Below are 26,882 nucleotides of genomic sequence, written 5' to 3'. Positions count from 1 at the left end.
GGTCGGGGTGCGGCGAGGGGCGGGTGGGGGTGACGTGGGGCGGGAGATGGCCGCCTCCGACGCTGCCGCCCCCGCCGCTCACCCCCCGTAATGCGCCCGCGCTCGCGCCTCCGCCTCCGCTCCCGCGCCCACCACGTCCAGCCCCAGCAGCACCGCGCCCAGCACCGGTGGTGCCGTCACCACGCGCGGTACCGCCTTCGGGGCGCGGGTGGCGAGCAAGTCCCGTATGCCGGTGTCCAGGAGGGGATGCCGGGCGGCCAGGACGCTGCCGCCGAGGATGACCGGAGCCTCCTCCGTCAGGAGGTCCAGCCGCCGCAGCGCGACCGTCGCCATCGTCACCACCTCCTCCGCCAGGCGGTCGACCAGGGAACGGGCCACCGGGTCGCCCGCCGCGGCCGTCGCGAAGAGGACCGGGGCCAGTTCGTGGCGGCGGGAGAGGGGGAGGTGATCCAGGTGCAGCGCTTCGATCAGGGACTGCATCGACGGGAGGCCGAAGTGGGCCGGGAGCGTCGCGGCCAGCGCGGTCGGGGCGCCCCGCCCGTCCTCCGCCCGCGCCGCGTGCCACAGCGCCTCCTCCGCCAGGCCCCAACCGCCGCCCCAGTCGCCGGAGATGCGGCCTAGCGCCGGGAAGCGGGCCGTGCGGCCGTCCGGGAGCATGCCCACGCAGTTGATGCCGGCGCCGCACACCACGGCCACGCCGCGCGGTTCGGCCACGCCCGCCCGCAGGATCGCGAACGTGTCGTTGCGGACGTCGACCGTCGCCCCCCACGCGCGCGCGTGCAGTGCGGCCGACAGCTGTTCCTCCTCCACCGGGAGGTCCGCGTTGGCCAGACACGCCGAGACGTGGGACACCGAGTCGACGCCCGCCTCGGCGAATGCCCGCCGTACCGCGTCCGCGACCTTGTCCACCGCCGCCGTCACCCCGACCGCCGGCGGCCGGAACCCGCCGCCGCGCGCCGCCCCGATGACCTCCCCGCCGGCCGTCACCACCGCCACGTCGGTCTTGCTGTTGCCCGCGTCGACGGCGAGCACCGTGCCCGTCACGCCCACGCCAGGTGCTCCCGGTTGTGCGCGATCAGCCGGTCGGTGAGGGCCTCGGCGTACGCGTACTGCCCGACCAGCGGGTGCGCGAGCAGCGCCCGGAACACCCGCTCCCGGCCGCCCCGCAGCGCCGCCTCCAGGGCCAGGTCCTCGTACGCCGTCACGCTCGCCATCAGTCCCGCGTACAGCGGATCCACGTCCGCCACCGGCAGCGGCGCCGCCCCCTGCGGGCCCACCGCGGCCTGCACCTCCACCACGGCGTCGTCCGGGAGGAAGGGCAGCGTGCCGTGGTTGTACGTGTTCACCACCTGGTAGGGGCTGCCGGCCCCGCCGAGCAGTGCCGCCGCCAGGTCCACGGCGGCCTCCGAGTAGTAGGCGCCGCCCCGCCGGGCCAGCAGCTCCGGTTTCTCGTCGAGCGCCGGGTCCGCGTACAGCTTCAGCAACTGCCTTTCCATCTCCGCCACTTCGGCCGCCCGGGAGGGCTTGGTGCGCAGTTCGTCCACCACCTCGTCGTGGGCGTAGTAGTAGCGCAGGTAGTAGGAGGGGACGACGCCGAGGCGGTCCAGTACCGCGCGGGGCAGGTGCAGGGTGGAGGCGATGTCCTCGCCGTGCTCGGCCAGCAGCCGGGGCAGGACGTTCGCGCCCTCCGGGCCGCCGAGGCGGACCGCCGTCTCCCAGGTGAGGTGGTTCAGGCCCACGTGGTCCAGGTGGACGTCTGCCGGGGCGACGCCCAGCAGGCCCGCGAACCGGCGCTGGAAGCCGATCGCCACGTTGCACAGCCCGACCGCCCGGTGGCCCGCCCCGAGCAGGGCGCGGGTCACGATCCCGACCGGGTTGGTGAAGTCGATGATCCACGCGCGCGGGTTGGCCCGCCGGACGCGTTCGGCGATGTCCAGCACCACCGGCACCGTCCGCAGGGCCTTCGCCAGGCCGCCCGCGCCGGTCGTCTCCTGGCCGACGCAGCCGCACTCCAGCGGCCAGGTCTCGTCCTGCTCGCGGGCCGCCTGGCCGCCCACCCGGAGCTGGAGCAGGACGGCGTCGGCGCCCTCCACGCCCCGGTCCAGGTCGTCCGTCGTGACCACCCGGGCGGGGTGGCCCTGCCGGGCGAGGATGCGGCGGGCCAGGCCGCCGACCAGCTCGAGGCGCTCGGCCGCCGGGTCCACCAGGACCAGCTCCGTCACCGGCAGCGTGTCTTGCAGCCGGGCGAAGCCGTCGACGAGTTCGGGGGTGTAGGTCGAGCCTCCGCCGACCACCGTCAGTTTCATTGCGCGGGTCAACCCTTCACTCCGGTCAGCGTGACACCCTCGACGAACGCCTTCTGCGCGAAGAAGAACACGAGGATCACGGGGGCCATGACCAGCACGGTCGCGGCCATGGTCAGGTTCCAGTCGGTGTGGTGCGCGCCCTTGAAGGACTCCAGGCCGTAACTGAGCGTCCAGGCACCGGGGTTCTCGGAGGCGTAGATCTGCGGGCCGAAGTAGTCGTTCCAGGCGTAGAAGAACTGGAAGAGGGCGACGGCGGCGATGCCGGGCTTCGCCATCGGCACCACGACCCGCAGCAGGGTCCTGAACTCGCCGCAGCCGTCCACGCGGGCCGCGTCCAGGTACTCGTCCGGGATGGTCAGCAGGAACTGGCGGAGCAGGAAGACGGAGAACGCGTCCCCGAACGCCATCGGGACGATCAGCGGCCACAGGGTGCCGGACAGGTCCAGCTGCTTCGCCCAGAACAGGTACATCGGGATGATCACGACCTGCGGCGGCAGCATCATCATCGCGATGACCAGCATCAGGGACAGATTGCGGCCCCGGAAGCGGAACTTGGCCAGCGCGTACGCCACCGGCAGCGACGACACGACCGTGAGGACGGTGCCGAGACCGGCGTACAGGAGGGTGTTGCGCCACCAGGTGAGGAAACCGGGGGTGTCGAGGACCCTGCGGTAGTTGTCCCACTGCCAGGTGTCGGGGACGAGGTCGCGGGTGAGCGCCTGCTGGTCGCTCATCAGCGAGGTGAGGACCACGAAGACGAAGGGGAGGGTGAAGAAGAGCGCGGCGGCCACCCCGAGGGCGTGCACCGCGATCCACTCCAGCAGCGAGCGGCGGCGGGCCGTGCGCGCGGCCTCGCCGGGCGGCTCCAGGCGTACGGGCCTTTCCAGTACCTGAGTCATCGGTCACCTGCTCCGAGCAGCCCGCCGCGGCGGCGCATCAGCAGCGCCGTGAAGGCCATGGCCAGGGCGAAGAGGACCAGCGCGACGACGCAGGCGGCGCCGTAGTCGAAGCGCTGGAAGCCGAGGTTGTGGACGAGCTGGGGGAGGGTCAGGGTCGACTTGTCGGGGTAGCCGGGCTCGAAGGACTGCCCCGAGCCGCCGATCACCCCGGAGGCGACCTTCCCGGCCACCAGCGGCTGGGTGTAGTACTGCATGGTCTGGATCACGCCCGTGACCACCGCGAACAGCACGATCGGCGAGATGTTCGGCAGCGTCACGTACCGGAACCGCTGCCACGGCGAGGTCCCGTCCAGCTCGGCCGCCTCGTACTGCTCCTTCGGTACGTCGAGCAGCGCGGCCATGAAGATGACCATGAGGTCGCCGACGCCCCACAGGGCGAGCGCGGTGAGCGCCGGTTTCGACCAGGCGGCGTCCGTGAACCAGCCCGGAGCGGGCAGCCCCATCCCCTCCAGGACCGAGTTCACCGGTCCGGTACCGGGGTTGAGAAGGAAGACGAAGGCGAGGGTGGCGGCGACGGGCGGGGCGAGGTAGGGCAGGTAGAAGAGGGTGCGGAAGAGGCCGGTGCCCGTCTTGATCTTCGTGATGAGCAGGCCCACCCCGAGTCCGAAGACCACCCGGCAGCTGACCATCACCAGGACCAGCCACAGGGTGTTCCGCAGCGCGGGCCAGAACATGGGGTAGTCGGCGAAGACGTACGCCCAGTTGTCCAGGCCCCGGAACTCCGGGGTGTTGAAGCCGTCGTACCTCATCAGGGAGAAGTAGACGGTGGAGACCAGCGGGTAGGCGAAGAAGACGGTGAAGCCGATCAGCCAGGGGGAGAGGAAGGCCAGCGTCCGCAGGGCGGACCTGCGGCGGCGTACGGCGAGCGTGGACATGGGCGGCTACTTCGCCTGCTCGATGTCACGGTCGATCTGCTCGGCCGTCTTCCTCAGCCCCGCCTCGAGGTCCTTCGCCTTGCCGGACTCGTACCGGTAGCCGAAGTCCTGGAGCGTCAGCTGGTAGGTGGCGCCGTTGACGGAGTTCGGGGCGGTGCTGGACTCCGGGTGTCGGGCGATGTCCAGGAAGGTCCTGAACGCCGGGTCCGCCTTCAGATCGGGCGACTTCAGGGCGGCGAAGGTGGACGGCACGTTGTGGATGGCGTTGGAGAAGGCGACGACGGCCTCGGTGTCGGTCGTCATGTACTTCACCAGCTCCCAGGCGGCGTTCTGCTTCTCGCTCTGCGGGGCGATGCCGATGATCGTGCCGGAGAGGAAGCCCTTGCCGTACTCGTCCGCCTCGTCGTCGGCGACCGGCAGCGGAGCGGTGCCGATCTCGAAGTCGAGGCCGGCGTCCCTGGCCATGCCGAGCCGCCACTCGCCGTCGAGCTGCATGGCCACCTGACCGGTGTGGAAGGGGTGTTCGGCCCCCCATTCGTCGCCGAAGGTGGTGCGGTACTTCTCCAGTCTCTCGAAGCCGCCGAGGTCGTCGACGAGCTTCTTCTGGTACGTGAACATCTCCGCGAAGGCCGGGTCCTCGGCGATGTTCGAGGTCCCGTCGGCGGCGAAGTAGGCGTGGTCCCACTGGGACATGTAGTGCGAGACGACGGTCTCGTAGCCGTGGTAGGTCGGCATGATGCCGAGCTGCTCGTAGGAGTCGCCCCGGGGCTTCGTCAGCTTCTTCGCGACCTCGGTGAACTCCGACCAGGTCTTCGGCGGGGCCTTGATCCCGGCCTCCTCGAAGGCGTCCTTGTTGTAGTAGAGGCCGTATGCGTCGCCGAGCAGCGGCAGGGCGCAGCGCCTGCCCTCGAACTGCGTGTAGTCGAGCATCGGCTTCGGGATCGTCGCGTCGAGGTCGAGCTTCGACTTCTCGATGAACGGCTGCAGGTCGAGGAAGGCGCCGGAGGAGCAGAACTTGCCGACGTTCGAGGTGGTGAACGACGACACCACGTCGGGCCCCTTCGAACCGCCCGCGCGCAGCGCCTGGTTGAGCTTGTCGTCGTTGACGTTGCCGACGACCTTCACCGTGATGTTCGGGTGCGCTTCTTCGAACCGGTCGATGTTCTCCTGGACGGCCTTCACCTCGGCGGGCGCGCTCCAGCCGTGCCAGAAGGTGAGGGTGGTCTCGGCGTCGGGGTCGTCACTCGCGCCGGAGCCGGACGAGCCGGTGCAGGCGGTGGCGAGGAGGACGAGGGACGCGGTCAGGACGTAAGCCGCATTTCTCCTGCATATGGGCATGGCGAAGTCTCCCTGGAAGGGCGATCGGGGATCCGGGGGTCCTGCTAGCGCGAGGTGTCGAAGATGTCGTCGCGGGTCGTCGCGAGCGCGCTCTCCAGCGCGCCGCGCAGTACGGGGTGTTCGGTCACGTCGCCCAGCACCAGCCGGGGCCGGGAGGCGGCGAGATCCGCCAGTTCGGCCTGGACGAGGGCCAGCAGCCGCTCACCGCCGGAGGCGAGGGCGCTGCCGCTGAGGACGACGAGTTCGGGGTCGAGCACGGAGACGAGCGAGGCGAGACCGGTGGCCACCCCGGTCGCGTAGGTGGCGAGGAGCCGGCGCTGCGGATCGGCGCCGCTGTCCGCGGCCCGGGCCAGCAGTGCGGCGGCGACCTCGGTGTAGGGGCCCTCGGGGATGTCGGTGATCCCCAGCTCGCGGGCGAGCCGGGGGATGACCTGGGCGCCGGCCAGCTCCTGGTAGCCGCCGCTGTTGGCCCGGGTCACCTGGCGGACCAGAGGCGCGCCCGGCACCGGGAGGAAGCCGACCTCGCCGGCGCCGCCGGTGAACCCGCGGTGCAGCCGGCCGCCGAGGACCAGGGCGGCGCCGAGACCGGCCTCGTTCCACAGCAGCACGAAGTCGTCGTGGCCGCGGGCGGCGCCCAGGCGCTGTTCGGCGAGGGCGACGAGATTGACGTCGTTCTCGTACTCCACCGGCATCGGCAGGGCGGCGGCGAGGGCGTCGAGGAGGGCGGGCGAGTGCCAGCCGGGGAGGTGGGCGGCGTAGCGCAGGCGGCCGGTGCCCGGGTCGAAGGCGCCCGGGGTGCCGATGACGAGGCGGCGGATGTCGTCGCGGGTCAGCCCCGCCGCCTTCGCGGCGCCGTCGAGCGCCGCGGTGACCTGCTCGACGACGGGCTGCGCGGACCGGCGCCCCGGGGTGGGGATCTCGTGGCGGCCGACGGTGCGGCCGGTGATGTCGGCGACGGCGGCCAGGACGCGTTCGGGGGTGACGTCGACGCCCGCGGCGTGTCCGGCGGCGGGATTGACCCCGTAGAGCTGGGCGCTCGGGCCGGGGCGGCCCTCGGTGGTGCCGGTGGCGACCACCAGTCCGGCGGCCTCCAGCCGGGCCAGCAGCTGGGAGGCGGTCGGCTTGGACAGCCCGGTGAGCTTGCCGATCCGGCTGCGGGACAGGGGGCCGTGCTCCAGCAGCAGATCCAGGGCGGCGCGGTCGTTCATGGCGCGCAGGACGCGCGGGGTGCCCGGCGTACCGGCGGTTCCTGCCATGGGATCTGCACCTGCCTCTCGGGCGACCAGTTTCTCACCCAGCAACTGTTAGGAAGGTTTCCTATCGGTTGGGAGGAAAGTAAGGGGCGGCGCGGCAGCCGTCAAGAGCGGACGCCCCCGCGGCGACGGAGTCGTCACCGGCGGGGGCGTGCGAAGCGACCTACTTGGTGACGCTCGGCGGGGTCAGCGGGGTGGCCGCCTGGGCCTGCGGCGAGGAGGTGTTCGCGTAGGCCGAGGGGGCGGCCATGGCCGCGGTCGGGTCGGCCGCCGGCTCCTCGGCGGGCAGCGGAGGACCGCCGACGATCTGGATGTCCGCCGCGTCGAAGGCCCGCTTGATCCGCCAGCGCAGCTCGCGCTCCACGGTCAGCGCCTTGCCCGGCATGACCTTCGCGGAGACCCGGACGACCATGGAGTCCAGCAGGACGCTGTCCAGGCCGAGGGTCTCGATCGGGCCCCACAGCAGCTCGTTCCAGGGCTCTTCCTTGCTCATCCGCTCGCCGACGTCGGCGAGGACGGCCTTCACCCGGTCCAGGTCCTCGGAGGGCCGGACGGTGACGTCGACACCGGCCGTCGACCAGCCCTGGGAGAGGTTGCCGATCCGCTTGACCTCGCCGTTGCGGACGTACCAGATCTCGCCGTTGTCGCCGCGCAGCTTCGTCACCCGCAGGCCGACCTCGATCACCTCGCCGGAGGCGACGCCCGCGTCGATGGAGTCGCCGACGCCGTACTGGTCCTCCAGGATCATGAAGACGCCGGAGAGGAAGTCCGTGACGAGGTTGCGGGCGCCGAAACCGATCGCCACACCCGCGACACCGGCGGACGCCAGCAGCGGTGCCAGGTTGATCTCGAAGGTGCCCAGGACCATCAGCGCGGCCGTGCCCATGATCAGGAAGCTGGCCACCGAGCGGAGCACCGAGCCGATCGCCTGCGAGCGCTGGCGGCGGCGCTCCGTGTTGACCAGCAGGCCGCTGAGGGCCGTGCCGTCCACCGCCGAGACCGTGCGGTTCATCCGGTCTATGAGCTTGGTGATCGCCCGCCGCACCATCACTCTCAGCACCGCCGCGATCACCAGGATCAGCAGGACCCGAAGGCCGATCGCGAGCCAGGTGGACCAGTTCTCCTCGACCCAGCCGGCGGCGTTGGTCGCGCTCTCCTGGGCGTCCCGGAGCGACGGAACCGCCGGTGCGGACCCCGAAGGAGAGGGGGACGGGGTGGGACCGGCGGCCAGTAGGACGGCGGACAAGGACACGGCGGGTACCTCCAGGTGCGGCGCCTGCCTCCCGGTACGGCGGTCAAAGGACGTCGGATCATCAAGGTCACGGAAAGGTCACCGAGGGGGCAGACACACCACACTAACGGTGCATCGTGTGTGGATCGTTGCCTTCTCCGGGGGAGAGACCGTGCTCACCTGGGGATGAAGAGAGGTGTGGTCGAAAACACTCTCAGCCCGTTACCTGGACATGGTGGCGCTATCACCAGGGCTGAGGGGAAACTGACTACAGATCGTCCCGGCGCGAGCCACGCGCCGCCGACGCCCAAGGAGGCATCCGTGCCGCATGTCCTGGTCCTGAACGCGTCGTACGAGCCACTCGGCGTCGTACCGCTCCGCCGCGCGCTCGTCCTCGTTCTCGAAAACAAGGCCGTGTGCCTCGAGGAGTCCGGCGCCTTCATGCACAGCGCGACCGTCACAGTCCCCGCACCAAGCGTGGTCCGGCTCAAGCGATTCGTCCGGGTTCCCTATCGGGGGCCCGTTCCTCTGACCCGCAGGGCGCTGTTCGCCCGCGACGGGGGCCGGTGCATGTACTGCGGTGGCGTCGCAACCAGCGTCGACCACGTCATCCCGCGCAGCCGCGGGGGCAAGCACGTCTGGGACAACGTGGTGGCGTCCTGCCGCCGCTGCAACCACGTGAAGGCCGACCGTCATCTGTTCGAGATCGGCTGGCGGCTGCGGCACAAACCGGCTCCGCCCAGTGGGCTGGCCTGGCGCATCATCGGCACCGGGCATCGGGATCCGCGCTGGTTGCCGTACTTGCAGCCGTACGGCGCGGATGATGCCTTGGCCCGGATCGACGGCATTTCTGCCTGAGGATCCGGGCTTTGTGCGTTGTCTGCGGGGCGGTGGGGGCTGGTCGCGCCCGCGCGGCGGAGCCGCAGATCGATACAGCCCCGCGCCCCTCAAGGAGTTGGGCGCGCCCCTCGTGCGACGTAAGCCGTGCCTCCTGCCATGAACAGGGTCGCTGCCGTCGTCCAGGCCGTCCCGCTCGCCGTCGGCTCCAGCAGCCATGCCCAGGCCGGGAGCGAGCCGCCCGGTATGGCGGAGATCCCCAGGTACATCGCGCTGACGTATCCGAACACCGGCAGCCAGCTCAGTCGCGCCCCCAGGAACACCGCCGCCCCCGCCGTCAGGCCGGTGCAGCCGAGGACGTTGCGGATCATGGCGGGCGGGCCGAAGGTCTGGGCGCTGGTGAGGACCGCCAGCGGGAGCAGGGCGGCGGCCAGGGCGGTGAGGGCCAGCAGGTGCAGCGCACGGCGGTACCACCAGGGGCGTACCGCCGTGCCGTCCAGTTCGGCGGAGGCCGTGTGCAGGCTGGTGCCGATCACCGCGGCGGCGAGGAGGGGGGCCAGCGCCACCACGGGGACACGCCGGTCCGGGTCCAGGTAGGAGTCCAGGGCGTGGGCGGCCCACACCGCGAGGAGCGTGACGGCGGCGAGGGACGCGAGGGCCTGGGGCAGGGCGCGGGAGCGGGCGTACAGGACGAGGCCGGTCTGGGTCACAGGGTCGGCACCCGGCCCGGGTCGCACTGATCCGCCGTCGCGAAGTACTTTGACAGCCAGCTCCGGCGCTCCTCGTCGCTCATCCCCAGCAGGCGGGCGCGCGCCTGCTGCTGGGCCTTGAACTCGGCGCGGCGGGCCTTGTCGCCCTTGGCGTTGATCTCGTCGAAGTGTGCCTCGGCCGGGCTGGGCGCCAGATAGTGCTCCACGGCCCGGTCCGTTCTGCCGACGACGGGGTCCGTACGGTCGCACCAGCTGCGGCCGACCAGCATCATTCCGGCCTCCCAGGCGTACTGCCGCGGATCCGTGAGCTCGCCGGCGACGACCGACCGGCCGAGCGGGGTGATCATCGGCAACCGGACCTCGTCCTCGCCGGTCCGGCCCGGCACGTCCACGAAACGGACCGGCACGTTCCGTACGCCCTCCAGGCGTCCCGTCAGTCCCGACAGCGCCTCGGTGACCTCGGGCAGTAGCTTCTCGTAGCGGGCGTTGACGCAGATCTGCGGGGTGGTGGAGGTGTCGCAGACCTGACGGAGGGTGATCGGGTTGGTGCGGACGAGTCCGTCGTCGCCGGTGTGGACGAGGAGTACCGCGGCGGCCGTCGCGGCGGTCAGCGGCACCAGGGCCGTCGCGCGGCGGCGGGCGGCGAGGGCCAGGACCGCCGCTGTGGCGAGACCACCCACCCAGGCCATCATCACCATGGGTTGCCACCACACCGGCACCTGATAGGAGGCGGTCTCCAGCAGCGGCGACAGGGGGGCGAGAGCGCTCCGGCTGTCGTAGGACAGGGTGCCGAGGACGACGTACGCGGCCGTCGCCAGCAGGGGTGCCGTCAGGCGCCAGGGCAGGACCCGGCCCCCGACCTGGCCCGCGAGCGCGGCGCAGCCGAGGACCAGGGTGTCCGCGAGCGGGACGAGCACGTACGGGCTGTCTCCGGTGGCGCAGTACCAGGTGGCCAGCAGGGCGAGCGCGGCGGCGGCCAGGTGTCCCGCGGCCACCCACAGGGCGACCGGCAGGGCCGAGGCAAGGAACCGGGGGAGCGGTCCGCGTACGGCGGTCTCCATCAGTTCGCCGGTACGGCGGCGGCGTTCCCGTCCGCCCTGCCAGCAGCCCGCCGCCACCGCCAGCGGGATGCCGAGCAGGACCGCCGCCGTGTGCGTGCGGTCCCGGGTCTCCGCCCAGCCGCCCTGCCAGGTCTCCGCGGGCACGGCGAGGGCGACGAGCAGCGTGAGCAGGACCGCACCGCCCGCCAAGGGGGCGAAACCGCGCCGGAGTTCGGGGCGCAGGGGGTGCCGGGTGACGCGGGGTCTGGCCGCGAGGAGGGTCATCGCGCCGCCACCCCGCTGTCGGCGAGGGAGGCGCGGTGGGCGCGCAGGGCCGCGGTGTAGCCGCGCTCGATGGGGTTGTCGCCGATGCCGTCCGCCGTCGCGCCGAGGGCGCTCAGGGAGTCGGGGGTGCCGCGGTGGGCGAGCCGGCCCGACGCGAGGAGGGTGACCTCCGTGCAGGCGGCGGCCACGTCCTCCACAAGGTGCGTGGAGACCAGCACGGTGGCCGTGGCGCCCAGCTCGCGCAGCAGCTCGCGGAACTCCACCCGCTGCTCCGGATCGAGGCCCGCCGTCGGTTCGTCCAGCAGCAGCACCGCCGGGTCGTTGACCACGGCCTGCGCGATGCCGACCCGGCGGACCATGCCGCCGGACAGCGTCCTGATCCTCGCGTCGATCCGGTCGGTGAGCCCGACCCGGGCGACCGCCCGCTCGACCGCGGCCGGGGTGACGGCGGCCGGCATCTCCTTCAGCCAGGCCATGTAGGCGACGAACTCGCGCACGGTGAAGCCCGGGTAGTAGCCGAACTCCTGCGGCAGGTATCCCAGCCGACGGCGCACCGCGGCCCGTCCGCGGGGGTCGCCGATGTCCTCGCCGAGCATCTCGACCCGGCCCCCGCTCGGGGCGGCGACCGTGGCGAGGACCCGGATCAGTGAGGTCTTGCCCGCCCCGTTCGGTCCGAGCAGGCCGTGCACACCGGGGCCGAGGTCGAGGTCGAGCGAGTCGAGGGCGACGGTTCTGCGGTGCCGGACATGCAGACCGGCCACCTTGATCGTGGTCAAGAGGGCTCCAGGGAGAAGCGGTACGGGGATCAGTGCCGTTCGAGGCGGTCGTACGCGGTGCGGCGGGCGGCGAGCAGGGCCGCGCACAGGACCGCGGCCGCCGCCCAGGCGCCCTGCGCGGGAGCGCCGCCGAGCCAGACGGAGGCCTGGTGCGTCAGCGCCGCGGACACCGCGCCGTCGTCGGGTGCCAGCGCCGGCGCGAGGACGGCGCACAGCCAGCCGCCGCCGGTCACCGCCGTGGCGGTCCGCAGCCCGAGCCAGCCGCCGAGGGCCAGCGAGGCCAGCGTCAGCGCCAGCCCGGGCAGCAGCCAGGCGGCGGCGCCCGGGCCGCCGTAGGACGGCAGCAGCAGACCGGCGAGGGTCAGCAGCGGCAGGCTCACCGCCAGGACCACGGCAGTGCGGGTCAGCACCAGGCGCAGTCCCGCGGACGGGGTCGACGCGGCCAGTTCGTGCAGCGGGTCCGCGTGGGCGCCGTAGGACAGGGCGACCCCGGCGAGCGGTACGACGGGGGCCAGGGCGAGGAGCAGCGGGCGGGCGCCCGCGAAGCCGGCACCGTGGGCGAGGACGACCGCGCCGACGGCGACCAGGAGGGCGGCCGGGAGCCAGGCCCCGCGCACGGCGGGGCCGGCGGCCCACAGGACGCGGATGCGGGGGAGTGGGACGGGAGCGGGCGCGGGTGCGGGTGCGGGTAGTGGCCGGTGGGGTGCTGCGGGTGCTGCGGGTGCTGCGGGTGCTGCGGGTGTCGCGAGTGCCGTCCGTCGCACGTCGGACAGGACCGTCCGCCGTACGTCGGACAGGACCGCGCCCGCCGCCGTCGCCCGTACCGACCGGGAGACCCGGGCCGCGCAGGGCGTACAGGCTTCCAGGTGCTTCTCCAGCGACCAGGCGTCCGGGTCCGGCAGGGAGCCGTCGGCGTAGCGGGCGACCAGCTCCTCGGGTGCGTGCCAGTCGGTCATGCCGGGCCTCCCATCGGGGTCGGGGCCAACAGGTCCAGCGCCGCGCGCAGTTCGGCGCGGGCGCGCATCGCCCGGGACTTCACGGTGCCCTCGGGGATGCCGAGCAGCCGGGCCGTCTCCCGGGTGGTCAGACCGTCGACCACCGTCGCGCGCAGCACCTCGCGCAACTCCGGCGAGATCCGGTCCAGGGCGGTGCCCACATCGCCGTACTCCAGGCCCGCCAGCACCCGCTCCTCCGCGGACGGCGTGGCCGCGGCGGGCCCGTACCCGGTCCGGGTGTCGTCGATCGGCGTCGTCTCCAGGCGCGCGGCCCGCTCCTGCGCCCGGCGCGCGTCGACCAGCCGGCGCGCGGCGATGGTCCACAGCCAGCCGCCCGCCTCCTCGCCGCGGTGCGCCTCGGCCGACCGCCACACGGTGACGAAGGTGTCCTGGAGCACTTCGCGGACGACCTCCGGGTCGGCGCAGCGCCGGGTCAGCCGGGCGTGCAGCCAGCCCGCGTGCCGGTCGTACAGCGCGGCCATCGCCGACGGGTCCCCGGCCGCGACGGCCCGCAGCAGGACCGCGTCCCCCGCGCCCGCCTCGTCCGACTCCCGGTGGCCCCCCATGGGGCGGAACAGTCTCACACCCCCTCTATCGACCGGCCGGGCCCACTCGGTTCACGCCCGGTCGACCCGGCGTCGAGCCGTGCTGCCGCGCGACTCGACGCCGGTGGCCCGGGCGGCGGACTTCCGCCAGCCGTGCGGGGACGCGGCGGGGCAGAATGTGACGACCGGCACGTTGTCTCCCCGGACACGTCTGCCGTCGCGCCCGCTGGGTAGGGCTGCGGTAACCCGCAAGGGCCTGCCCGACGTGATCCGCCGGACAGGCCGTAGGTCGCCGTACTCGACAAGGAGGCCCCCGTGGCCGCATCGGCACACCTTCTGCTCACCGCCCTGTCCAAACCCGAGGCGCTCACCGGGCCCGAACCGCACGTGTGCGTCTTCAGCGCGGAGAGCGCCTGCGCCGAACCCCCGCTGACCAGCGAACCTTCCCTGCCCGACACCGGGCCGCTGACCAGCGAGCCGCCGCTGTACGAGGCGATGCCACTGACCAGCGAGCCGCCGCTGTACGAGGCGCTGCCCCTGACCAGTGAGCCGCCCCTCGCCGACTTCTCGCCGCTGACGAGCGAGGCGTTCCCCGTCGACACGGACACCACGAGGCCCTGAATGGCAGAGCAGCGGTCGGCCGAAACCCCCTCCGAGGACGCGCCCTCGCAGGACCTGTCCCGGCTCGCCGGACTGCTCGGCGTCGCCACCTCCTACCAGCCCTCCCCGGACCGCACGGTCCGGGCCTCGGCGACCGCGCTCACGCTCGCGCTGACCGCGCTCGACGTCGACGTGAGCACCCCCGCGGCGGTACGGCAGGCCCTCACCGCACGCGAACGCGCCCTGCGTGAACGGCTGCTGCCCCCGACGGTCGTGCAGTGGGCCGACGCCGACCCGCCCGCCGCCCTCACCTCACTCCCGCCCGGCACCCGGCTGCGCGTGGAGACCGAGCAGGGCGAGACCCGCGCCGCCACCGACCGGCTCCTGCCCGGCGTCCACCGGCTGACCGCGACGGCCCCCGACGGCCGCACCGCCACCGCCCATCTGGTCGTCGCCCCGGCCCGGCTGCCCGGCACCGCCGGACGCACCCACGGCCTCCTCGTCCAGCTCTACTCCCTGCTCTCCCAACACTCCTGGGGCATGGGCGACCTCGGTGACCTCGCCGAACTCGCCGGCTGGGCCGGGCGGACGCTCGGCAGCGGCTTCGTCCAGGTCAACCCGCTGCACGCGGCCGTGCCCGGAGCACCCACCGACCCCTCCCCCTACCGCCCCTCCTCCCGCCGCTTCCCCGACCCGGTGCACCTGCGCGTCGAGGACATCCCGGAGTACGGCCGGGTCGAGGACCGCGAGCGGGTACGGGCGCTGCTCGAACGGGCTGACCGGCTGCGCGAGTCGGTACTGGAGAAGGGCGCCCTGATCGACCGGGACGCGGTGTGGGAGCTCAAGCGGGAGGCGCTGGAGCTGGTCCGCGAGGTGCCGCTCGGGCCCGGCCGGCGCGCCGCCTACGCCGACTTCCTCGCCGAGGAGGGGCAGGCGCTGGAGGACCACGCCACCTGGTGCGCGCTCGCCGAGGTGCACGGCTCCGACTGGCGGCGCTGGCCGGCCGGGCTGCGCGATCCCCGGTCCGCCGAAACCGCCCGCGCCCGGAACGAGTTGGCGGACCGCGTCGACTTCCACTCGCTGCTCGCCTGGCTGACCGACGCCCAGCTCACCGCCGCCCAGCGCACCGCCCGCGAGGCCGGGATGCCGATCGGCATCGTGCACGACCTCGCGGTCGGCGTGCATCCCGACGGCGCCGACTCCTGGGCGCAGCAGGATTACTTCGCCGCCGGGATGTCGGTCGGCGCGCCCCCGGACGCGTTCAACGCCCGCGGCCAGGACTGGGGCCTGCCGCCCTGGCGCCCCGACCGTCTCGCCGAGTCCGGCTACACGCCGTACCGCCGGCTGCTGCGGGCCCTCTTCCGGTACGCCGGCGCGCTGCGCATCGACCACGTCATGGGCCTGTTCCGGCTCTGGTGGGTCCCCCAGGGGCACCCGCCCACGGACGGCACCTATGTCCGCTACGACGCCGAGGCCATGCTCGCCGTCCTCGTCCTGGAGGCCTCCCGCGCCGGGGCGCTGGTGATCGGGGAGGACCTGGGTACGGTGGAGCCCGGGGTGCGGGAGGCGCTGCGGGCGCGCGGAGTGCTCGGCACGTCGGTGCTGTGGTTCGAGCGGGACTGGGCGGGCGACGGCCGTCCGCTGCCGCCCGACCAGTGGCGCTCCGACTGCCTGGCCACGGCCACCACCCACGATCTGCCCTCCACGGCCGCCCGTCTCACCGGCGACCATGTCGAACTCCGGTACCGGCTGGGTCTGCTGACCCGCTCGCTGGAGGAGGAACGCGCGGAGGCGGCGGCGGACACCGGCGAGTGGCTGGGCCTGCTCGCCCGGCTCGGTCTGCTGCGCGGCACGGGCGGCGGACACGGTACGTCGCAGGAGGAGGCCGAGATCCAGGCCGTCCACCGGTTCCTGCTGCGCACCCCGGCCCGCATGGTCGGCCTCTGGCTCCCCGACGCCGTCGGTGACCGCCGGCCCCAGAACCTGCCCGGCACCTGGGACCAGTACCCGAACTGGCGGCTGCCGATCGCCGACGCCGAGGGCAGGCCGGTGACCCTGGAGGAGCTGGCGGCGTCACCCAGGCTGCACGCGCTGGTGGAGGTGATGAGGTCGGGGTGAGGCGGGTGGTTCGGGGGAGGAAGGGGCGGCTCACGGGCGGGGGCGCCTCTTATGCACCCCCGGGCGAGCGGCCCCGTCCGCGGTTCGATACTTTTGGCACCGTGGACAAGAAGAACGCCCTGCGCGCCGGCGCCCTGGCCGCCGGTACGACGCTGATGATGCTGCTCATGTCGTCCCCCGCGCTCGCGCTGACCCGCGACGACGGCGACGACCCCGGCTCGGGCCTCAGCGTCATGGAGACGCTGGGTCTGTTCGTCGTGGCCCCGATCGCCCTGTTCGCGGTGATCACGGGCCTCGTCATGGTCCTGGACCGCTCGGCGGAGGCCCACCGCGTCAGGACCAAGCCGAAGGTGAAGGCCCCGGCGAAGGCCTGACCTCTCCCGATCTCCTGAAGGGCGCCGCCCGCACGGCGAGTACGCGCAGACCGCCGTACGCAGCGGGCGGCGCCTTCTGCACCCCGACCCCTTCCCCAACGTCCCGCTCGGGGTCCCTCTCCGCCTCCCGCTCGGGGTTCCTTTGCGGGTCCCGCTCCGGGCTCCCTCCCGTCTCCCGCTCCGGGTTCCCTTGCGGGTCTCGTGCCTGGTCCCCTTGCGGGACCCCGGTCGGGCTTCCTTCTGGGGCCTCGTCCGGTCCTGCTTCCGGCCCCGCTTCGTCGCGGCCCGCTGCCGCGCTCCTCTCCGGCCCTGCGTTTGGGCGGCCACCCGGGCCGTCTTCCAGATCCCGCTCCGAGCTCCCTTCCGGCACCCCTGTCGAACCTTCTTCCGGGCCCCCATCCGGGCCCCCATCCGGGCCCCCATCCGGGCCCCCATCCGGGCCCCCATCCGGGCGTCCTTGTGGGACGCCTGCCGGGACGCCTGCCGGGCCGCCTTCCGGTCGCTCTTCCGACCCTGCCGGGCCCGTTTCCGGCCCTGTTGCCGGCTCCTCCTGCGGCCCCGCGTCGGGTTCCGCTTCCCGCGCGGGCGCCCCCGTCGGCTCCCGGTCGCTCACGGGTTCGGAGCCGTCAGGTACCGCTGCACCGTCGGTGCCAGCCATGCCACGACCTCCTCGGGACTCAGCGCCACGGCCGGTGGCAGCCGCAGCACATAACGGGTCAGCGCGAGACCGAGCAGCTGCGTCGCGGCGAGCGCGGCCCGGGTCGGGTACTGCTCGGGGTCCGGGCACACCTGCCGGGCCAGCGGCAGCAGCTGCTCGCCGAAGATGTCCTGCATCCGCTCGGCCCCGGCCTGGTTGGTGACACCGACCCGGAGCAGGGCCGTCAGCACCTCGTTCTCCTCCCACAGGTGCAGGAAGTGCAGCACCATCGCCTCGCCGACCTCCGCACGCGGCAGCCTGCTCAGATCCGGCAATTTCAGGTCGACCGAAACGGCCGCCGCGAACAACCCCTCTTTGTTGCCGTAATAGCGCATCACCATCGACGGATCGATGTTGGCGTCCTTGGCGATGGCGCGGATGGTGGCCCGTTCGTACCCGTCAGCTGCGAATCGTTCGCGCGCTGCCGCGAGGATCGCGATGCGGGTGGTTTCCGAGCGGCGGCGGGTGCCATTCCCGGAATCGGTCACGGTACTGCGTTCATTTCCGGTCATGCCAACAAGCGTAGGCCAACACGCGTGGGCCAACAAGTGTTGACTCCAGACGAAAAGGGTCGTACCGTCGTCAACGAGCGTTGGCAAACAAGCGTTGGCAAACTGGTAGGCGTTGGCAACAGGAGGCCACCATGAACGACACCCCCCACTCCGTGATCGTCGTCGGCTGCGGCCCCACCGGTCTCCTGATGGCCGGTGACCTCGCCGCCGCCGGTGTCCCCGTGACCCTCGTCGAGAAGCGCCCCCACAAGATCAGCAACCTCTCGCGAGCGATCGTCGTGCACGCCCGCACCCTCGAACTGCTCGACGCCCGCGCCCTCTCCGACGAGGTGGAGTCCCTCGGCCGCCACCTGGACCGGATGAACCTCTTCACCCGGCTCACCGTCGAGTTCGACACCCTTCCCTCCCGCTTCAACCACATCACCCTCCTCCCGCAGTACGAGATGGAGCGGATCCTGGAGCGGCGCGCCTTCGAGGCCGGGGTCCGGTTCCGGTTCGAGACCGAGGTGACCGGGGTCCGCCAGGACGACGACGGGGTCACGGTCGAGGTGCGCGGCCCCGACCGGGAGAGCGAGGAGCTGCGGGCGGCGTACGTCGTCGGCGCCGACGGCATGCACAGCACCGTGCGCGGCGCGATCGGCCTGCCCTTCCCGGGGCGCTCCGTGATCCGCTCCGTCCTGCTCGCCGACGTCCGGCTCGCCGAGGAGCCCGAGAACCTGCTCTCCGTGCACTCCAACGGGGACGCCTTCGTGTTCTTCGCGTCCTTCGGCGACGGCTACTACCGGGTCGTCGCCTGGAACCGGCGCCGGGACACCGCCGAGAGCGAGCCGCTCCACCTGGAGGAGGTCAAGGAGACCGTCCGGCTCGCCGCGGGCCGTGACTTCGGGATGCACGACGCCAAGTGGCTGTCCCGCTTCCACAGCGACGAACGCCAGGCGCCCGCCTACCGGGTGGGCCGGGCCTTCCTCGCCGGGGACGCCGCGCATGTGCACACCCCGGCCGGCGGCCAGGGCATGAACATCGGCATGCAGGACGCGGCCAACCTCAGCTGGAAGCTCGCGGCCGTGCTCCAGGGCCGCGCGGACGAGGCGTTGCTGGACACCTACCAGGCCGAGCGCCACCCCGTCGGCACGGAGGCCATGCGCAGCAGCGGCGCCATCGTCCGCCTCGCGATGGCCAAGCACGCCTGGACGCTGGGCCTGCGGGCGGTGGTCGCCTCCGCCCTCAACGTCATGACCCCGGCCCGCCGCAAGCTGGCCCTCCAGATCACCGGCATCGGCGTCAAGTACGACGCCCCCCACGGCGCCCACCGCCTCACCGGCGCCCGCGTCCCCGACCTCGCCCTGGAGAGCGGCCGCCTCTACGAGGCCCTGCGCGGCGTCCGGTTCGTCCTGGTCACCCCGGAGAAGTTCCAGGACAAGACGGGCCTGGAGGACTGGCTCACGGTGGAGCGCCGCACCGGGCGCGGCAGCGGCAGCCGGACGAGCGTGCTGGTGCGGCCCGACGGATACGTGGCCTGGGCGGCGGACGCCGCGGACCCGGCGGAGATCGAGGCGGCGGTGGAGCAGCACGTGGGCGAGCGCATCGCCCTCGCGCGCTGAGCACCGGTCCTGCGGGTCCGGGCCCCCGCCGGGTCCTGACGACAGGACCTAGCGGTCGGACTCCCGCGTTCCGTCCAGCAACTCCCGCAACAGGTCGGCCAGTTGGCCGGCCTGTTCGGCGTTCAGGGTGGAGAGCGCCTCCGTCTGGAGGGCGAGCCCCGCGCCGACCGCCCGGTCGACCAGGCTCAGCCCCTCCTCGGTCAGCGTCACCTGGAGCCCCCGGCGGTCGTGCGGGTCGGGGGAGCGCCGGAGCAGTCCCGCCCGTTCCAGCTTGTCCAGCCGGCCGGTCATCCCCCCGGTGGTCAGCATCAGCGTCGCCGAGAGCTGACGCGGCGAGAGGGTGTACGGCTCGCCGGAGCGCCGCAGGGTCGCCAGGACGTCGAACTCGCCCCGGGAGATCCCGAAGCGGGCGTAGGCCTTCTCCATCCGGTCGCCCATCGTGCGGGCCAGCCGGGAGATGCGCCCGAAGACCTCCATCGCGGCGGTGTCGAGGTCGGGCCGCACGGCCGCCCACTGGCCGATGATCGCGTCGACGGCGTCCTTGCGCTGTTCCGGGCGTGCGTTCATGCGGGGAGTATCCCGGCCGCGCAGGGTCGGCCGCAAGAAAGTGGCTTGACGGAAAGTAGCTTAAGAGTAAGCTACTTTCCATCGACCTACTTCCTCGAAGGGTGCGTCCCATGGCTGCCGGCCGCGTCGCGATCACCGCCCTCACCGCTCTCGCGCCGGTCTCCTGGGGCACGACGTACTACGTCACCACCGAGTTCCTCCCGCCGGACCGCCCCCTGTTCACCGGCCTGATGCGGGCCCTGCCCGCCGGTCTGCTGCTCCTCGCGTTCGCCCGGGTGCTGCCGCGCGGCGCCTGGTGGTGGCGGGCGGGGGCGCTCGGCGCGCTCAACATCGGCGCCTTCTTCCCGCTGCTGTTCCTGGCGGCGTACCGCCTGCCCGGTGGCCTCGCGGCGGTGGTCGGCTCGGTCGGGCCGCTGTTCGTGGTGGGCCTCTCGGCGCTGCTGCTGAGTCAGCGGCCGACGGCACGCGCGCTGGTGACGGGAGCGGTCGCGGCGTTCGGTGTCGGTCTGGTCGTCCTGAAGGCGGTCGGCGCGCTGGACGCCCTCGGGGTGCTCGCCGCCCTCGCCTCCACCGCGTCGATGTCCACCGGCACCGTGCTGGCGAAGAAGTGGGGCCGCCCCGAGGGTGCGGGCCCGTCCGCGCTGGCCGGCTGGCAACTGACCGTCGGGGGGCTCCTGATCGCCCCGGTCGCGTTCCTGGCCGAGGGGGCGCCGCCCGCCCTGGGTGCACGGGCGGCCGTCGGCTACCTCTACCTCGCCCTGGCCGGTACGGCGGTCGCGTACTGGCTCTGGTTCCGGGGCATCGGCCGCCTCACCGCGACCCAGGTCACCTTCCTGATCCCGCTCTCCCCGCTCACGGCGGCGGTCGTCGGCTGGGCGGCGCTGGGGGAGTCGCTGACGCCGGTGCAACTGGTGGGCATGGCGCTGGCGCTCGGCGCGACGGTCGCCGGGCAACTGCTGCCGGGCGGAGGCGGCGGGGCCGTGCGAACGTTCAGTTCTGCTGAAAGGAACGGTCGAAAAGATTCGATGGACGTGACAGGTCCGGCGCTGCGACGGTAGATCTCCGCGATCACCGACGAAAGGACCTCTGTGGCGGTCACAGCCGACCGGATCTCCCGTACGACCTCCCGCGCGTCGAGGCCGAGGACGGCAGCCCCCGTCCTCGGCCTCGCGCTGGCCGCCCTCGCCACGCTCGTCTGGTCCGGCAGCTTCGTCACCGCACGGGCGCTGCACGACAGCGTGCCGCCGGTGCAGCAGGCGTTCTGGCGGTGGATCGTGGCGCTCGCGGCGGTCGCCCCCTTCGGCGCCCGGCGGGCCTGGCGGCAACGGGCGCTGATCCGCGAGCACCTCGGGTACGTGGTGCTCGCCGCGCTGCTCGGCGTCAGCGTCTACAACACCCTCGTCAACCAGGCCGGGACGACCACGCCCGCCGCCACCATGGCCATGATCATGGCGGCGTCGCCGGTGCTGATGGCCCTCTTCGAACGGCTGGGCGGAGTGCGGCTGGGCGGGCGGCGGATCGCGGGGCTGCTGGTCGCCTGGGCCGGGGTCATGCTGCTCGTCGGCGGCGGCGGGCACTTCGCGGTCGGGGACCTGTGGATGATCGGGGCGGCCTGCTGCTTCGCGGGCTACAGCGCCCTGTTGCGCCGCAAGCCCGCCGAACTGGGCGGCGTGGCCTTCCTGTTCACCACGTTCCTGGTGGGCGCGGCCCTGCTGCTGCCCGCGCAGGGCGTCAGCCTCGCGGTGCAGGGCGGCTTCACGCCCACCGCCGGCACGGTGCTGCCCCTGGTCTACGTCGGTGTCGCCTCCTCCGCCGTGGCCTTCTTCGCCTGGAACCGGGCGATCGCGCTGATCGGCGCGGCCCGCGCGGGAATCGTGTACTACCTGCAGCCGGTGTGCGTGGCGCTGCTGTCCTGGGTGCTGCTGGGGGAGACCGTCGGCTGGGCGCAGGTACTGTGCACGGCGCTGATCCTGGGCGGGGTGGTGCTGGGAGCCGGGGCGCGGCGGTGACGTAGGTTGCGGCCATGGCCGAGTGGGACATCCGGAAGCTGCTGATTCTGCGGACGCTGCGGGAGCGGGGGACGGTGACGGCGACCGCGGAGGCGCTGCGGATGACCCCGTCGGCCGTGTCGCAGCAGCTGACCAATCTGGCCCGCCAGTTGGGGGTGCCCCTGCTGGAGGCGCGGGGGCGGGGGGTGCGGCTGACCGACGCGGCCCGGCTGGTGCTGCGGCACGCCGAGGCCGTGTTCGAGCAACTGGAGCGGGCGGACGCCGAGTTGGGGGCGTATCTGCACGGGGAGGCCGGTGAGGTCCGGGTGGGGGCCTTCTCCACCGCCGTACCCGCGCTGGTCGTTCCGGCCGTGCGGGTGCTGCGGGCCGGGCATCCCGGTGTACGGGTGCAGGTCCGGGAGGCCGAGGCGGGGGAGGCGTACGAGCTGCTGGGGAGCGGGGAGGTCGACCTGGCCCTGTCGCTCGCGGCACAGGCGCCGAGCGCAGCGGATGCCCGGTTCACCCGGGTGACCCTCCTCGCGGACCCCTTGGACGTGGCCCTGCCCCGGGACCATCCCCTGGCCGCCGCGGAGCGCCTGCGGCTGGCCGACCTCGCCGCCGAGCCGTGGATCTTCGGCGGGAGCGGACCCTGGTCGGACATCACCCGGGGGGTCTGCGAGGCGGCCGGGTTCACCCCGCACCAAGGGCACTCGGCGACCGGCTGGACCGCGATCCTCGCAATGGTGGAGGCGGGGATGGGGGTGGCGCTGGTGCCCCGGATGGCCGCGGTGCCCCGGGACGGCGTCGCCATGCGGGAACCGGCCACCGAACGGCCGGTCCGGCATGTGGTGGCCGCGGTGCGCAGGGGCGCGCAGGACGCACCGGCGGTGCAGCGGGTGCTGGACGCCCTGCGGACGGTCGCCGCGGGGCTCGGGAGCTGAGCGGGGCAAGCGCGAAGGGGCGCCCGGTGCCGGACCGGGCGCCCCTCCTCGTCTCGTTGCCGCCGGTTACTCGGCCGTCGCCGCCGCGTCCGCCGCCTGGGCCTTCAGCGCGCGCTCCACGCCCGCGCGGGATTCCGAGACCAGACGGCGCAGGGCCGCGCTCGGCTCGGCGGAGGCCAGCCAGGCGTCCGTCTTCGCCAGGGTCTCCTCGGAGACCTGGAGCGTCGGGTACAGGCCGGTCGCGATCTGCTGCGCGATCTCGTGCGAGCGGCTGTCCCAGATGCTCTTCAGGACGTCGAAGTAGCGGTCCGTGTACGGCGCCAGCAGCTCCCGCTGGTCCGTCTGCACGAAGCCGCCGATCACCGCCTCCTGGACTGCGTTCGGGAGCTTGTCCGACTCGATGACCGAGGCCCAGGCCTCCGCCTTCGCCTCCGCGGTCGGGCGGGCCGCGCGCGCGGTGGCCACGTGCCGCTCACCGGCCGCCGTCCGGTCCCGCTCGTACTCGCTCGCGATCTCCGCCTCGTCGAAGCGGCCCACCGCTGCCAGGCGGTGCACGAACGCCCAGCGCAGCTCCGTGTCGACGGCCAGGCCCTCGATGGACCGCGAGCCGGCCAGCAGCGCCTCCAGCAGATCGAGCTGCTCCGGCGTACGGGCCGCGGACGCGAACGCCCGTGCCCACGCGAGCTGGTGGTCGCTGCCCGCCTCCGCCGCCCGCAGATGGGCGAGGGTCGCGTCGGTCCAGCGGGCCAGCAGGGTCTCCCGGGCGGCCGGGTCGGCGTACAGGTCGATCGCCAGCTTCACCTGCCGGTGCAGCGACTGCACGACACCGATGTCCGACTCCTTGCCGATGCCGGACAGGACCAGGGAGAGGTAGTCGCGGGCGGCGAGTTCGGCGTCCCGCGTCATGTCCCACGCCGACGCCCAGCACAGCGCGCGCGGCAGCGAGGACTCGAAGTCGCCGAGGTGCTCCGTGACGAACGCCAGCGACTCCTCGTCCAGGCGGACCTTGGCGTAGGACAGGTCGTCGTCGTTGAGCAGCACGACCGCCGGACGGCGCTTGCCCACCAGCTGCGGTACGGCCGTCAGTTCGCCGTCCACGTCCAGCTCGACCCGCTCCCGGCGCACCAGCTTGCCGCCGGCCTCGTCGCGCTCGTACAGGCCGACCGCGATCCGGTGCGGGCGCAGCGTCGGCTCACCCTTCGCCCCGGCCGGCAGGGCGGGGGCCTCCTGGCGGATGGCGAAGGAGGTGATCAGGCCCTCCGCGTCCGTCTCGATCTGCGGGCGCAGGACGTTGATGCCGGCCGTCTCCAGCCACGCCTTCGACCAGGCCTTCAGATCACGGCCGGAGGTCTCCTCCAGCGCGCCCAGCAGATCGCTCAGCCGCGTGTTGCCGAACGCGTGCGCCTTGAAGTACGCCTGCACGCCCCGGAAGAACTCGTCCATGCCGACGTACGCGACCAGCTGCTTCAGGACCGAGGCGCCCTTGGCGTAGGTGATGCCGTCGAAGTTGACCAGGACGTCGTCCAGGTCGCGGATCTCGGCCATGATCGGATGCGTGGAGGGCAGCTGGTCCTGGCGGTAGGCCCAGGTCTTCATGGAGTTGGCGAACGTCGTCCACGAGTGCGGCCAGCGCGAGCCGGGCGCGTACGCCTGGCAGGCGATGGAGGTGTAGGTGGCGAACGACTCGTTCAGCCACAGGTCGTTCCACCACTCCATGGTGACCAGGTCGCCGAACCACATGTGGGCCAGCTCGTGCAGGATCGTCTCGGCGCGGATCTCGTAGGCCGCGTCCGTCACCTTGGAGCGGAACACGTACTGGTCGCGGATGGTCACCGCGCCCGCGTTCTCCATCGCGCCCGCGTTGAACTCCGGCACGAACAGCTGGTCGTACTTCTGGAAGGGGTAGTCGTAGTCGAACTTCTCCTGGAACCAGTCGAAGCCCTGCCGGGTGACCTCGAAGATCGCGTCCGAGTCCAGGTACTCGGCGAGCGAGGGGCGGCAGTAGATGCCGAGCGGGACCGACTGGCCGTCCTTCTCGTAGGCGCTGTGCACCGAGTGGTAGGGGCCGACGATCAGCGCGGTGATGTACGTGGAGATCCGCGGGGTCGGCTCGAAGGCCCAGACGTCGTCCTTGGGCTCGGGCGTGGGCGAGTTGGAGACGACGGTCCAGCCGGCCGGCGCCTTCACGGTGAACCGGAAGGTCGCCTTGAGATCCGGCTGCTCGAAGGAGGCGAAGACCCGGCGGGCGTCCGGCACCTCGAACTGGGTGTAGAGGTACGCCTGGTTGTCGACCGGGTCGACGAACCGGTGCAGGCCCTCACCGGTGTTGGTGTACGCGCACTCCGCGACGACCCGCAGGACGTTGCGGCCCTCCAGCAGCCCGGGCAGGGCGATCCGCGAGTCCTTGAAGACCTCGGCCGGGTCGAGCGCGTCGCCGTTGAGGGTGACCTCGTGCACGGCGGGAGCGACGAGGTCGATGAAGGACTCGGCCCCTCCCTCGGCGACGTCGAAGCGCACCGTGGTCGCGGACCGGTAGGTTCCGCCCTCCTGCGCGCCGGAGAGGTCGAGATCGATCTCGTACGAGTCAACGGTGAGCAGCTTCGCCCGCTGCTGCGCCTCTTCGCGAGTCAGGTTTGTGCCAGGCACGCGGTCATCTCCTCGTTATGTGTGGGTTCGGTCATCCTTCCATGGGACCTGTGTGGAAGGCGATGTCCGTTTACCGCCGGTGAACGGGGCCCGGGGGCGGCAGCGTGGAGTCATGGCGATCTACCGCGCACGACCCGTCCCCGCCCCGGCCCTGAAGGAGCTGCGCTCCGTCGACGACGCGGGGCGCCCGGCCGTCCCGCTGACCGACGAGGAGGGCGGGGCACCGCTGCGCTGCTGTCTTCGCCGCAGCACACCCGGCGAGCGGATCGCGCTGGTCAGCTACGCGCCGCTGCGCCGCTGGGCGGCCGGGACGGGCGCGGACCCCGGCCCCTACGACGAACAGGGCCCGGTCTTCATCCACGCCGAGGAGTGCGCGGGACCGCAGGAGGGCGACGGCCATCCCTTCGCCAACACGCACCGGACCGTCCGCCGCTACTCCGCCGACGGCCGCATCCTCGGCGGGGAGCTGGTCGCGGCCCCGGACGACGAAGCCTTCCGCAACGCGTTCGACGACCCGTCCGTGGCACTCGTCCACGTCCGGGCCGTCGAGTACGGCTGCTTCCTCTACGAGGTCACCAGGGCCTAGTCGCTCTCGTTCGGCAGGCCCTGGCCCTTCAGCTCGGCCGCCACCAGCTCCGCGATCTGCACCGCGTTCAGCGCGGCGCCCTTGCGGAGGTTGTCGTTGGAGATGAACAGGGCCAGGCCGTGCTCCACCGTCTCGTCCTCGCGGATCCGGCCGACGAAGGAGGCGTCCTTGCCGGCCGCCTGCAGCGGGGTCGGGATGTCGGAGAGGACCACGCCGGGGGCGGCGGCCAGCAGCTCGGTCGCGCGCTCCGCGCTGATCGGGCGGGCGAAGCGGGCGTTGACCTGGAGGGAGTGGCCGGAGAAGACCGGGACCCGCACACAGGTGCCGGAGACCTTCAGCCCGGGGATCTCCAGGATCTTGCGGGACTCGTTGCGGAGCTTCTGCTCCTCGTCGGTCTCGTTCAGACCGTCCTCGACGATCGAGCCGGCCAGCGGCAGCACATTGAAGGCGATGGGGCGCTTGTAGACCTGCGGGGCGGGGAAGTCGACCGCCTCGCCGTCATGGGTGAGCCGGTCGGCCTCGGCGACCACCTTCTGCGCCTGGCCGTGCAGCTCCGCCACGCCCGCGACCCCGGATCCGGACACCGCCTGGTAGGTGGCGACGACCAGCGCCTCCAGGCCCGCCTCCTGGTGCAGCGGCCTGAGCACGGGCATCGCGGCCATCGTGGTGCAGTTCGGGTTGGCGATGATGCCCTTGGGCCGGTCGGCGACGGCGTGCGGGTTCACCTCGGAGACGACCAGCGGGACCTCGGGGTCCTTGCGCCAGGCCGAGGAGTTGTCGATCACGACGGCGCCCTGCGCGGCGACCTTCTCGGCCAGCGCCTTCGAGGTCGCGCCGCCCGCCGAGAACAGCACGATGTCCAGGCCCGTGTAGTCGGCCGCCGAAGCGTCCTCCACCGTGACACCGTCCAGGACCGTCCCCGCGGAGCGGGCCGAGGCGAACAGGCGCAGCTCCGTGACGGGGAAGTTCCGCTCCGTGAGGATCCTTCGCATGACCGTGCCGACCTGTCCGGTGGCTCCGACGATTCCGACCCTCACGGTGACTCCTTCGCTGTGGCGCATTGCGTGGCCTGGACGTTTCCATGATGCGTCCCATCCGGGCC

The 26,882-nt window shown here is 72.8% G+C and carries 25 protein-coding genes; 9 read left to right on the top strand and 16 right to left on the bottom strand.

The features are described 5' to 3' along the window. Window positions 1-78: 78 nt before the first annotated feature. From M8H82_RS30700 to M8H82_RS30670, 7 genes are all read right to left on the bottom strand, one after another. Window positions 79-1,050, bottom strand: a complete 972-nt coding sequence (locus M8H82_RS30700; RefSeq protein WP_250078349.1) for a BadF/BadG/BcrA/BcrD ATPase family protein — start codon at window positions 1,048-1,050, stop codon at window positions 79-81. Then, a complete protein-coding gene (locus tag M8H82_RS30695; RefSeq protein WP_250078348.1) occupies window positions 1,041-2,306 on the bottom strand; it encodes a 6-phospho-beta-glucosidase in 1,266 nt (421 codons plus the stop codon). The genes M8H82_RS30700 and M8H82_RS30695 overlap by 10 nt, the downstream gene beginning before the upstream one ends. An 8-nt stretch (window positions 2,307-2,314) precedes the next feature. Next, the gene (locus tag M8H82_RS30690; protein WP_250078347.1) at window positions 2,315-3,205 is read right to left on the bottom strand and encodes a carbohydrate ABC transporter permease; all 891 of its coding nucleotides are present in this window, start codon (window positions 3,203-3,205) and stop codon (window positions 2,315-2,317) included. Continuing rightward, window positions 3,202-4,140 carry a carbohydrate ABC transporter permease gene (locus M8H82_RS30685; protein WP_250078346.1) on the bottom strand — a complete coding sequence of 313 codons (939 nt, stop codon included), beginning with the start codon at window positions 4,138-4,140 and terminating at the stop codon, window positions 3,202-3,204. The genes M8H82_RS30690 and M8H82_RS30685 overlap by 4 nt, the downstream gene beginning before the upstream one ends. A 6-nt stretch (window positions 4,141-4,146) precedes the next feature. Then, complete coding sequence (locus M8H82_RS30680) at window positions 4,147-5,478, bottom strand: ABC transporter substrate-binding protein (protein ID WP_250078345.1); 1,332 nt, start codon at window positions 5,476-5,478, stop codon at window positions 4,147-4,149. A gap of 44 nt (window positions 5,479-5,522) precedes the next feature. After that, window positions 5,523-6,734 carry an ROK family transcriptional regulator gene (locus M8H82_RS30675; protein WP_250078344.1) on the bottom strand — a complete coding sequence of 404 codons (1,212 nt, stop codon included), beginning with the start codon at window positions 6,732-6,734 and terminating at the stop codon, window positions 5,523-5,525. A 160-nt stretch (window positions 6,735-6,894) separates the two neighbouring features. Then, the gene (locus M8H82_RS30670; RefSeq protein ID WP_250078343.1) at window positions 6,895-7,983 is read right to left on the bottom strand and encodes a mechanosensitive ion channel family protein; all 1,089 of its coding nucleotides are present in this window, start codon (window positions 7,981-7,983) and stop codon (window positions 6,895-6,897) included. 300 nt (window positions 7,984-8,283) lie between these two features. Between M8H82_RS30670 and M8H82_RS30665 the strand changes: the two genes are divergently transcribed. Then, a complete protein-coding gene (locus M8H82_RS30665; RefSeq protein ID WP_015660341.1) occupies window positions 8,284-8,820 on the top strand; it encodes an HNH endonuclease in 537 nt (178 codons plus the stop codon). 89 nt (window positions 8,821-8,909) lie between these two features. Here the strand turns inward: M8H82_RS30665 and M8H82_RS30660 are convergent, their stop codons facing one another. The 5 genes from M8H82_RS30660 to M8H82_RS30640 are packed head-to-tail and all read right to left on the bottom strand — an operon-like array spanning window position 8,910 to window position 13,171. Then, window positions 8,910-9,509 (bottom strand): hypothetical protein, encoded by a 600-nt coding sequence (locus M8H82_RS30660; RefSeq protein WP_250078342.1) that lies wholly within the window; start codon window positions 9,507-9,509, stop codon window positions 8,910-8,912. Further along, window positions 9,506-10,834, bottom strand: coding sequence for a hypothetical protein (locus M8H82_RS30655; protein WP_250078341.1), 1,329 nt, complete (start codon window positions 10,832-10,834; stop codon window positions 9,506-9,508). Before M8H82_RS30655 ends, M8H82_RS30660 begins: the two co-directional genes overlap by 4 nt. After that, window positions 10,831-11,610: an ABC transporter ATP-binding protein gene (locus M8H82_RS30650; protein WP_250078340.1), complete on the bottom strand. Its 780-nt coding sequence runs from the start codon at window positions 11,608-11,610 to the stop codon at window positions 10,831-10,833. The genes M8H82_RS30655 and M8H82_RS30650 overlap by 4 nt, the downstream gene beginning before the upstream one ends. 29 nt (window positions 11,611-11,639) lie before the next feature. Continuing rightward, window positions 11,640-12,566 (bottom strand): zf-HC2 domain-containing protein, encoded by a 927-nt coding sequence (locus M8H82_RS30645; RefSeq protein ID WP_250078339.1) that lies wholly within the window; start codon window positions 12,564-12,566, stop codon window positions 11,640-11,642. Further along, window positions 12,563-13,171, bottom strand: coding sequence for an RNA polymerase sigma factor (locus M8H82_RS30640; RefSeq protein ID WP_250078378.1), 609 nt, complete (start codon window positions 13,169-13,171; stop codon window positions 12,563-12,565). The genes M8H82_RS30645 and M8H82_RS30640 overlap by 4 nt, the downstream gene beginning before the upstream one ends. A 294-nt stretch (window positions 13,172-13,465) precedes the next feature. Here M8H82_RS30640 and M8H82_RS30635 point away from each other — a divergent pair, with 294 nt between their 5' ends. From M8H82_RS30635 to M8H82_RS30625, 3 genes are all read left to right on the top strand, one after another. Next, window positions 13,466-13,771, top strand: coding sequence for a hypothetical protein (locus M8H82_RS30635; RefSeq protein WP_250078338.1), 306 nt, complete (start codon window positions 13,466-13,468; stop codon window positions 13,769-13,771). After that, window positions 13,772-15,868 (top strand): 4-alpha-glucanotransferase, encoded by a 2,097-nt coding sequence (gene malQ, locus M8H82_RS30630; RefSeq protein ID WP_250078337.1) that lies wholly within the window; start codon window positions 13,772-13,774, stop codon window positions 15,866-15,868. A 101-nt stretch (window positions 15,869-15,969) separates the two neighbouring features. Next, entirely contained in the window at window positions 15,970-16,242 is a 273-nt protein-coding gene (locus M8H82_RS30625) for a hypothetical protein (protein ID WP_250078336.1), read from the top strand. Between the two features lie 609 nt (window positions 16,243-16,851). Here M8H82_RS30625 and M8H82_RS30620 read toward each other — a convergent pair. Then, window positions 16,852-17,451, bottom strand: a complete 600-nt coding sequence (locus M8H82_RS30620; RefSeq protein WP_250078335.1) for a TetR family transcriptional regulator — start codon at window positions 17,449-17,451, stop codon at window positions 16,852-16,854. A gap of 131 nt (window positions 17,452-17,582) precedes the next feature. Here M8H82_RS30620 and M8H82_RS30615 point away from each other — a divergent pair, with 131 nt between their 5' ends. Further along, window positions 17,583-19,052 carry an FAD-dependent monooxygenase gene (locus M8H82_RS30615; RefSeq protein WP_250078334.1) on the top strand — a complete coding sequence of 490 codons (1,470 nt, stop codon included), beginning with the start codon at window positions 17,583-17,585 and terminating at the stop codon, window positions 19,050-19,052. A 48-nt stretch (window positions 19,053-19,100) separates the two neighbouring features. Here the strand turns inward: M8H82_RS30615 and M8H82_RS30610 are convergent, their stop codons facing one another. Then, window positions 19,101-19,619 carry a MarR family winged helix-turn-helix transcriptional regulator gene (locus M8H82_RS30610; protein WP_250078333.1) on the bottom strand — a complete coding sequence of 173 codons (519 nt, stop codon included), beginning with the start codon at window positions 19,617-19,619 and terminating at the stop codon, window positions 19,101-19,103. Window positions 19,620-19,729: 110 nt separating this feature from the next. On the opposite strand from M8H82_RS30610, the gene M8H82_RS30605 reads away from it, so the two are divergent. The 3 genes from M8H82_RS30605 to M8H82_RS30595 are packed head-to-tail and all read left to right on the top strand — an operon-like array spanning window position 19,730 to window position 22,548. Next, window positions 19,730-20,677, top strand: coding sequence for an EamA family transporter (locus tag M8H82_RS30605; RefSeq protein ID WP_250078332.1), 948 nt, complete (start codon window positions 19,730-19,732; stop codon window positions 20,675-20,677). A gap of 30 nt (window positions 20,678-20,707) precedes the next feature. After that, complete coding sequence (locus tag M8H82_RS30600; protein WP_374211721.1) at window positions 20,708-21,628, top strand: DMT family transporter; 921 nt, start codon at window positions 20,708-20,710, stop codon at window positions 21,626-21,628. Between the two features lie 14 nt (window positions 21,629-21,642). Next, the gene (locus tag M8H82_RS30595) at window positions 21,643-22,548 is read left to right on the top strand and encodes a LysR family transcriptional regulator (RefSeq protein WP_250078331.1); all 906 of its coding nucleotides are present in this window, start codon (window positions 21,643-21,645) and stop codon (window positions 22,546-22,548) included. 66 nt (window positions 22,549-22,614) lie between these two features. Here the strand turns inward: M8H82_RS30595 and pepN are convergent, their stop codons facing one another. Then, complete coding sequence (gene pepN / locus M8H82_RS30590) at window positions 22,615-25,194, bottom strand: aminopeptidase N (protein ID WP_250078330.1); 2,580 nt, start codon at window positions 25,192-25,194, stop codon at window positions 22,615-22,617. Window positions 25,195-25,306: 112 nt separating this feature from the next. Between pepN and M8H82_RS30585 the strand changes: the two genes are divergently transcribed. Further along, on the top strand, window positions 25,307-25,780 hold the full coding sequence (locus M8H82_RS30585; protein WP_250078329.1) for a DUF1203 domain-containing protein: 474 nt from the start codon (window positions 25,307-25,309) through the stop codon (window positions 25,778-25,780). On the opposite strand, the gene M8H82_RS30580 is transcribed toward M8H82_RS30585, so the two are convergent. Further along, window positions 25,777-26,817 (bottom strand): aspartate-semialdehyde dehydrogenase, encoded by a 1,041-nt coding sequence (locus M8H82_RS30580; protein ID WP_250078328.1) that lies wholly within the window; start codon window positions 26,815-26,817, stop codon window positions 25,777-25,779. The two genes, M8H82_RS30585 and M8H82_RS30580, sit on opposite strands and share 4 nt — an antisense overlap. Window positions 26,818-26,882: the final 65 nt, after the last annotated feature.

This window comes from Streptomyces sp. YS415 (assembly GCF_023544665.1).
In the GTDB taxonomy this organism is placed as follows: Bacteria; Actinomycetota; Actinomycetes; order Streptomycetales; family Streptomycetaceae; genus Streptomyces.
This window is presented reverse-complemented; position numbering and strand designations above follow the sequence as displayed.

What these genes read in the sequence shown, in the direction of transcription:
- M8H82_RS30695 (WP_250078348.1), bottom strand. Translation starts at nt 2,306, where the DNA reads ATGAAACTGACGGTGGTCGGCGGAGGCTCGACCTACACCCCCGAACTC.
- M8H82_RS30615 (WP_250078334.1), top strand. Translation starts at nt 17,583, where the DNA reads ATGAACGACACCCCCCACTCCGTGATCGTCGTCGGCTGCGGCCCCACC.
- M8H82_RS30585 (WP_250078329.1), top strand. Translation starts at nt 25,307, where the DNA reads ATGGCGATCTACCGCGCACGACCCGTCCCCGCCCCGGCCCTGAAGGAG.
- M8H82_RS30610 (WP_250078333.1), bottom strand. Translation starts at nt 19,619, where the DNA reads ATGAACGCACGCCCGGAACAGCGCAAGGACGCCGTCGACGCGATCATC.
- M8H82_RS30640 (WP_250078378.1), bottom strand. Translation starts at nt 13,171, where the DNA reads ATGGGGGGCCACCGGGAGTCGGACGAGGCGGGCGCGGGGGACGCGGTC.
- M8H82_RS30620 (WP_250078335.1), bottom strand. Translation starts at nt 17,451, where the DNA reads ATGACCGGAAATGAACGCAGTACCGTGACCGATTCCGGGAATGGCACC.
- M8H82_RS30645 (WP_250078339.1), bottom strand. Translation starts at nt 12,566, where the DNA reads ATGACCGACTGGCACGCACCCGAGGAGCTGGTCGCCCGCTACGCCGAC.
- M8H82_RS30675 (WP_250078344.1), bottom strand. Translation starts at nt 6,734, where the DNA reads ATGGCAGGAACCGCCGGTACGCCGGGCACCCCGCGCGTCCTGCGCGCC.
- malQ (WP_250078337.1), top strand. Translation starts at nt 13,772, where the DNA reads ATGGCAGAGCAGCGGTCGGCCGAAACCCCCTCCGAGGACGCGCCCTCG.
- M8H82_RS30655 (WP_250078341.1), bottom strand. Translation starts at nt 10,834, where the DNA reads ATGACCCTCCTCGCGGCCAGACCCCGCGTCACCCGGCACCCCCTGCGC.
- M8H82_RS30605 (WP_250078332.1), top strand. Translation starts at nt 19,730, where the DNA reads ATGGCTGCCGGCCGCGTCGCGATCACCGCCCTCACCGCTCTCGCGCCG.
- M8H82_RS30685 (WP_250078346.1), bottom strand. Translation starts at nt 4,140, where the DNA reads ATGTCCACGCTCGCCGTACGCCGCCGCAGGTCCGCCCTGCGGACGCTG.
- M8H82_RS30680 (WP_250078345.1), bottom strand. Translation starts at nt 5,478, where the DNA reads ATGCCCATATGCAGGAGAAATGCGGCTTACGTCCTGACCGCGTCCCTC.
- M8H82_RS30690 (WP_250078347.1), bottom strand. Translation starts at nt 3,205, where the DNA reads ATGACTCAGGTACTGGAAAGGCCCGTACGCCTGGAGCCGCCCGGCGAG.
- M8H82_RS30595 (WP_250078331.1), top strand. Translation starts at nt 21,643, where the DNA reads ATGGCCGAGTGGGACATCCGGAAGCTGCTGATTCTGCGGACGCTGCGG.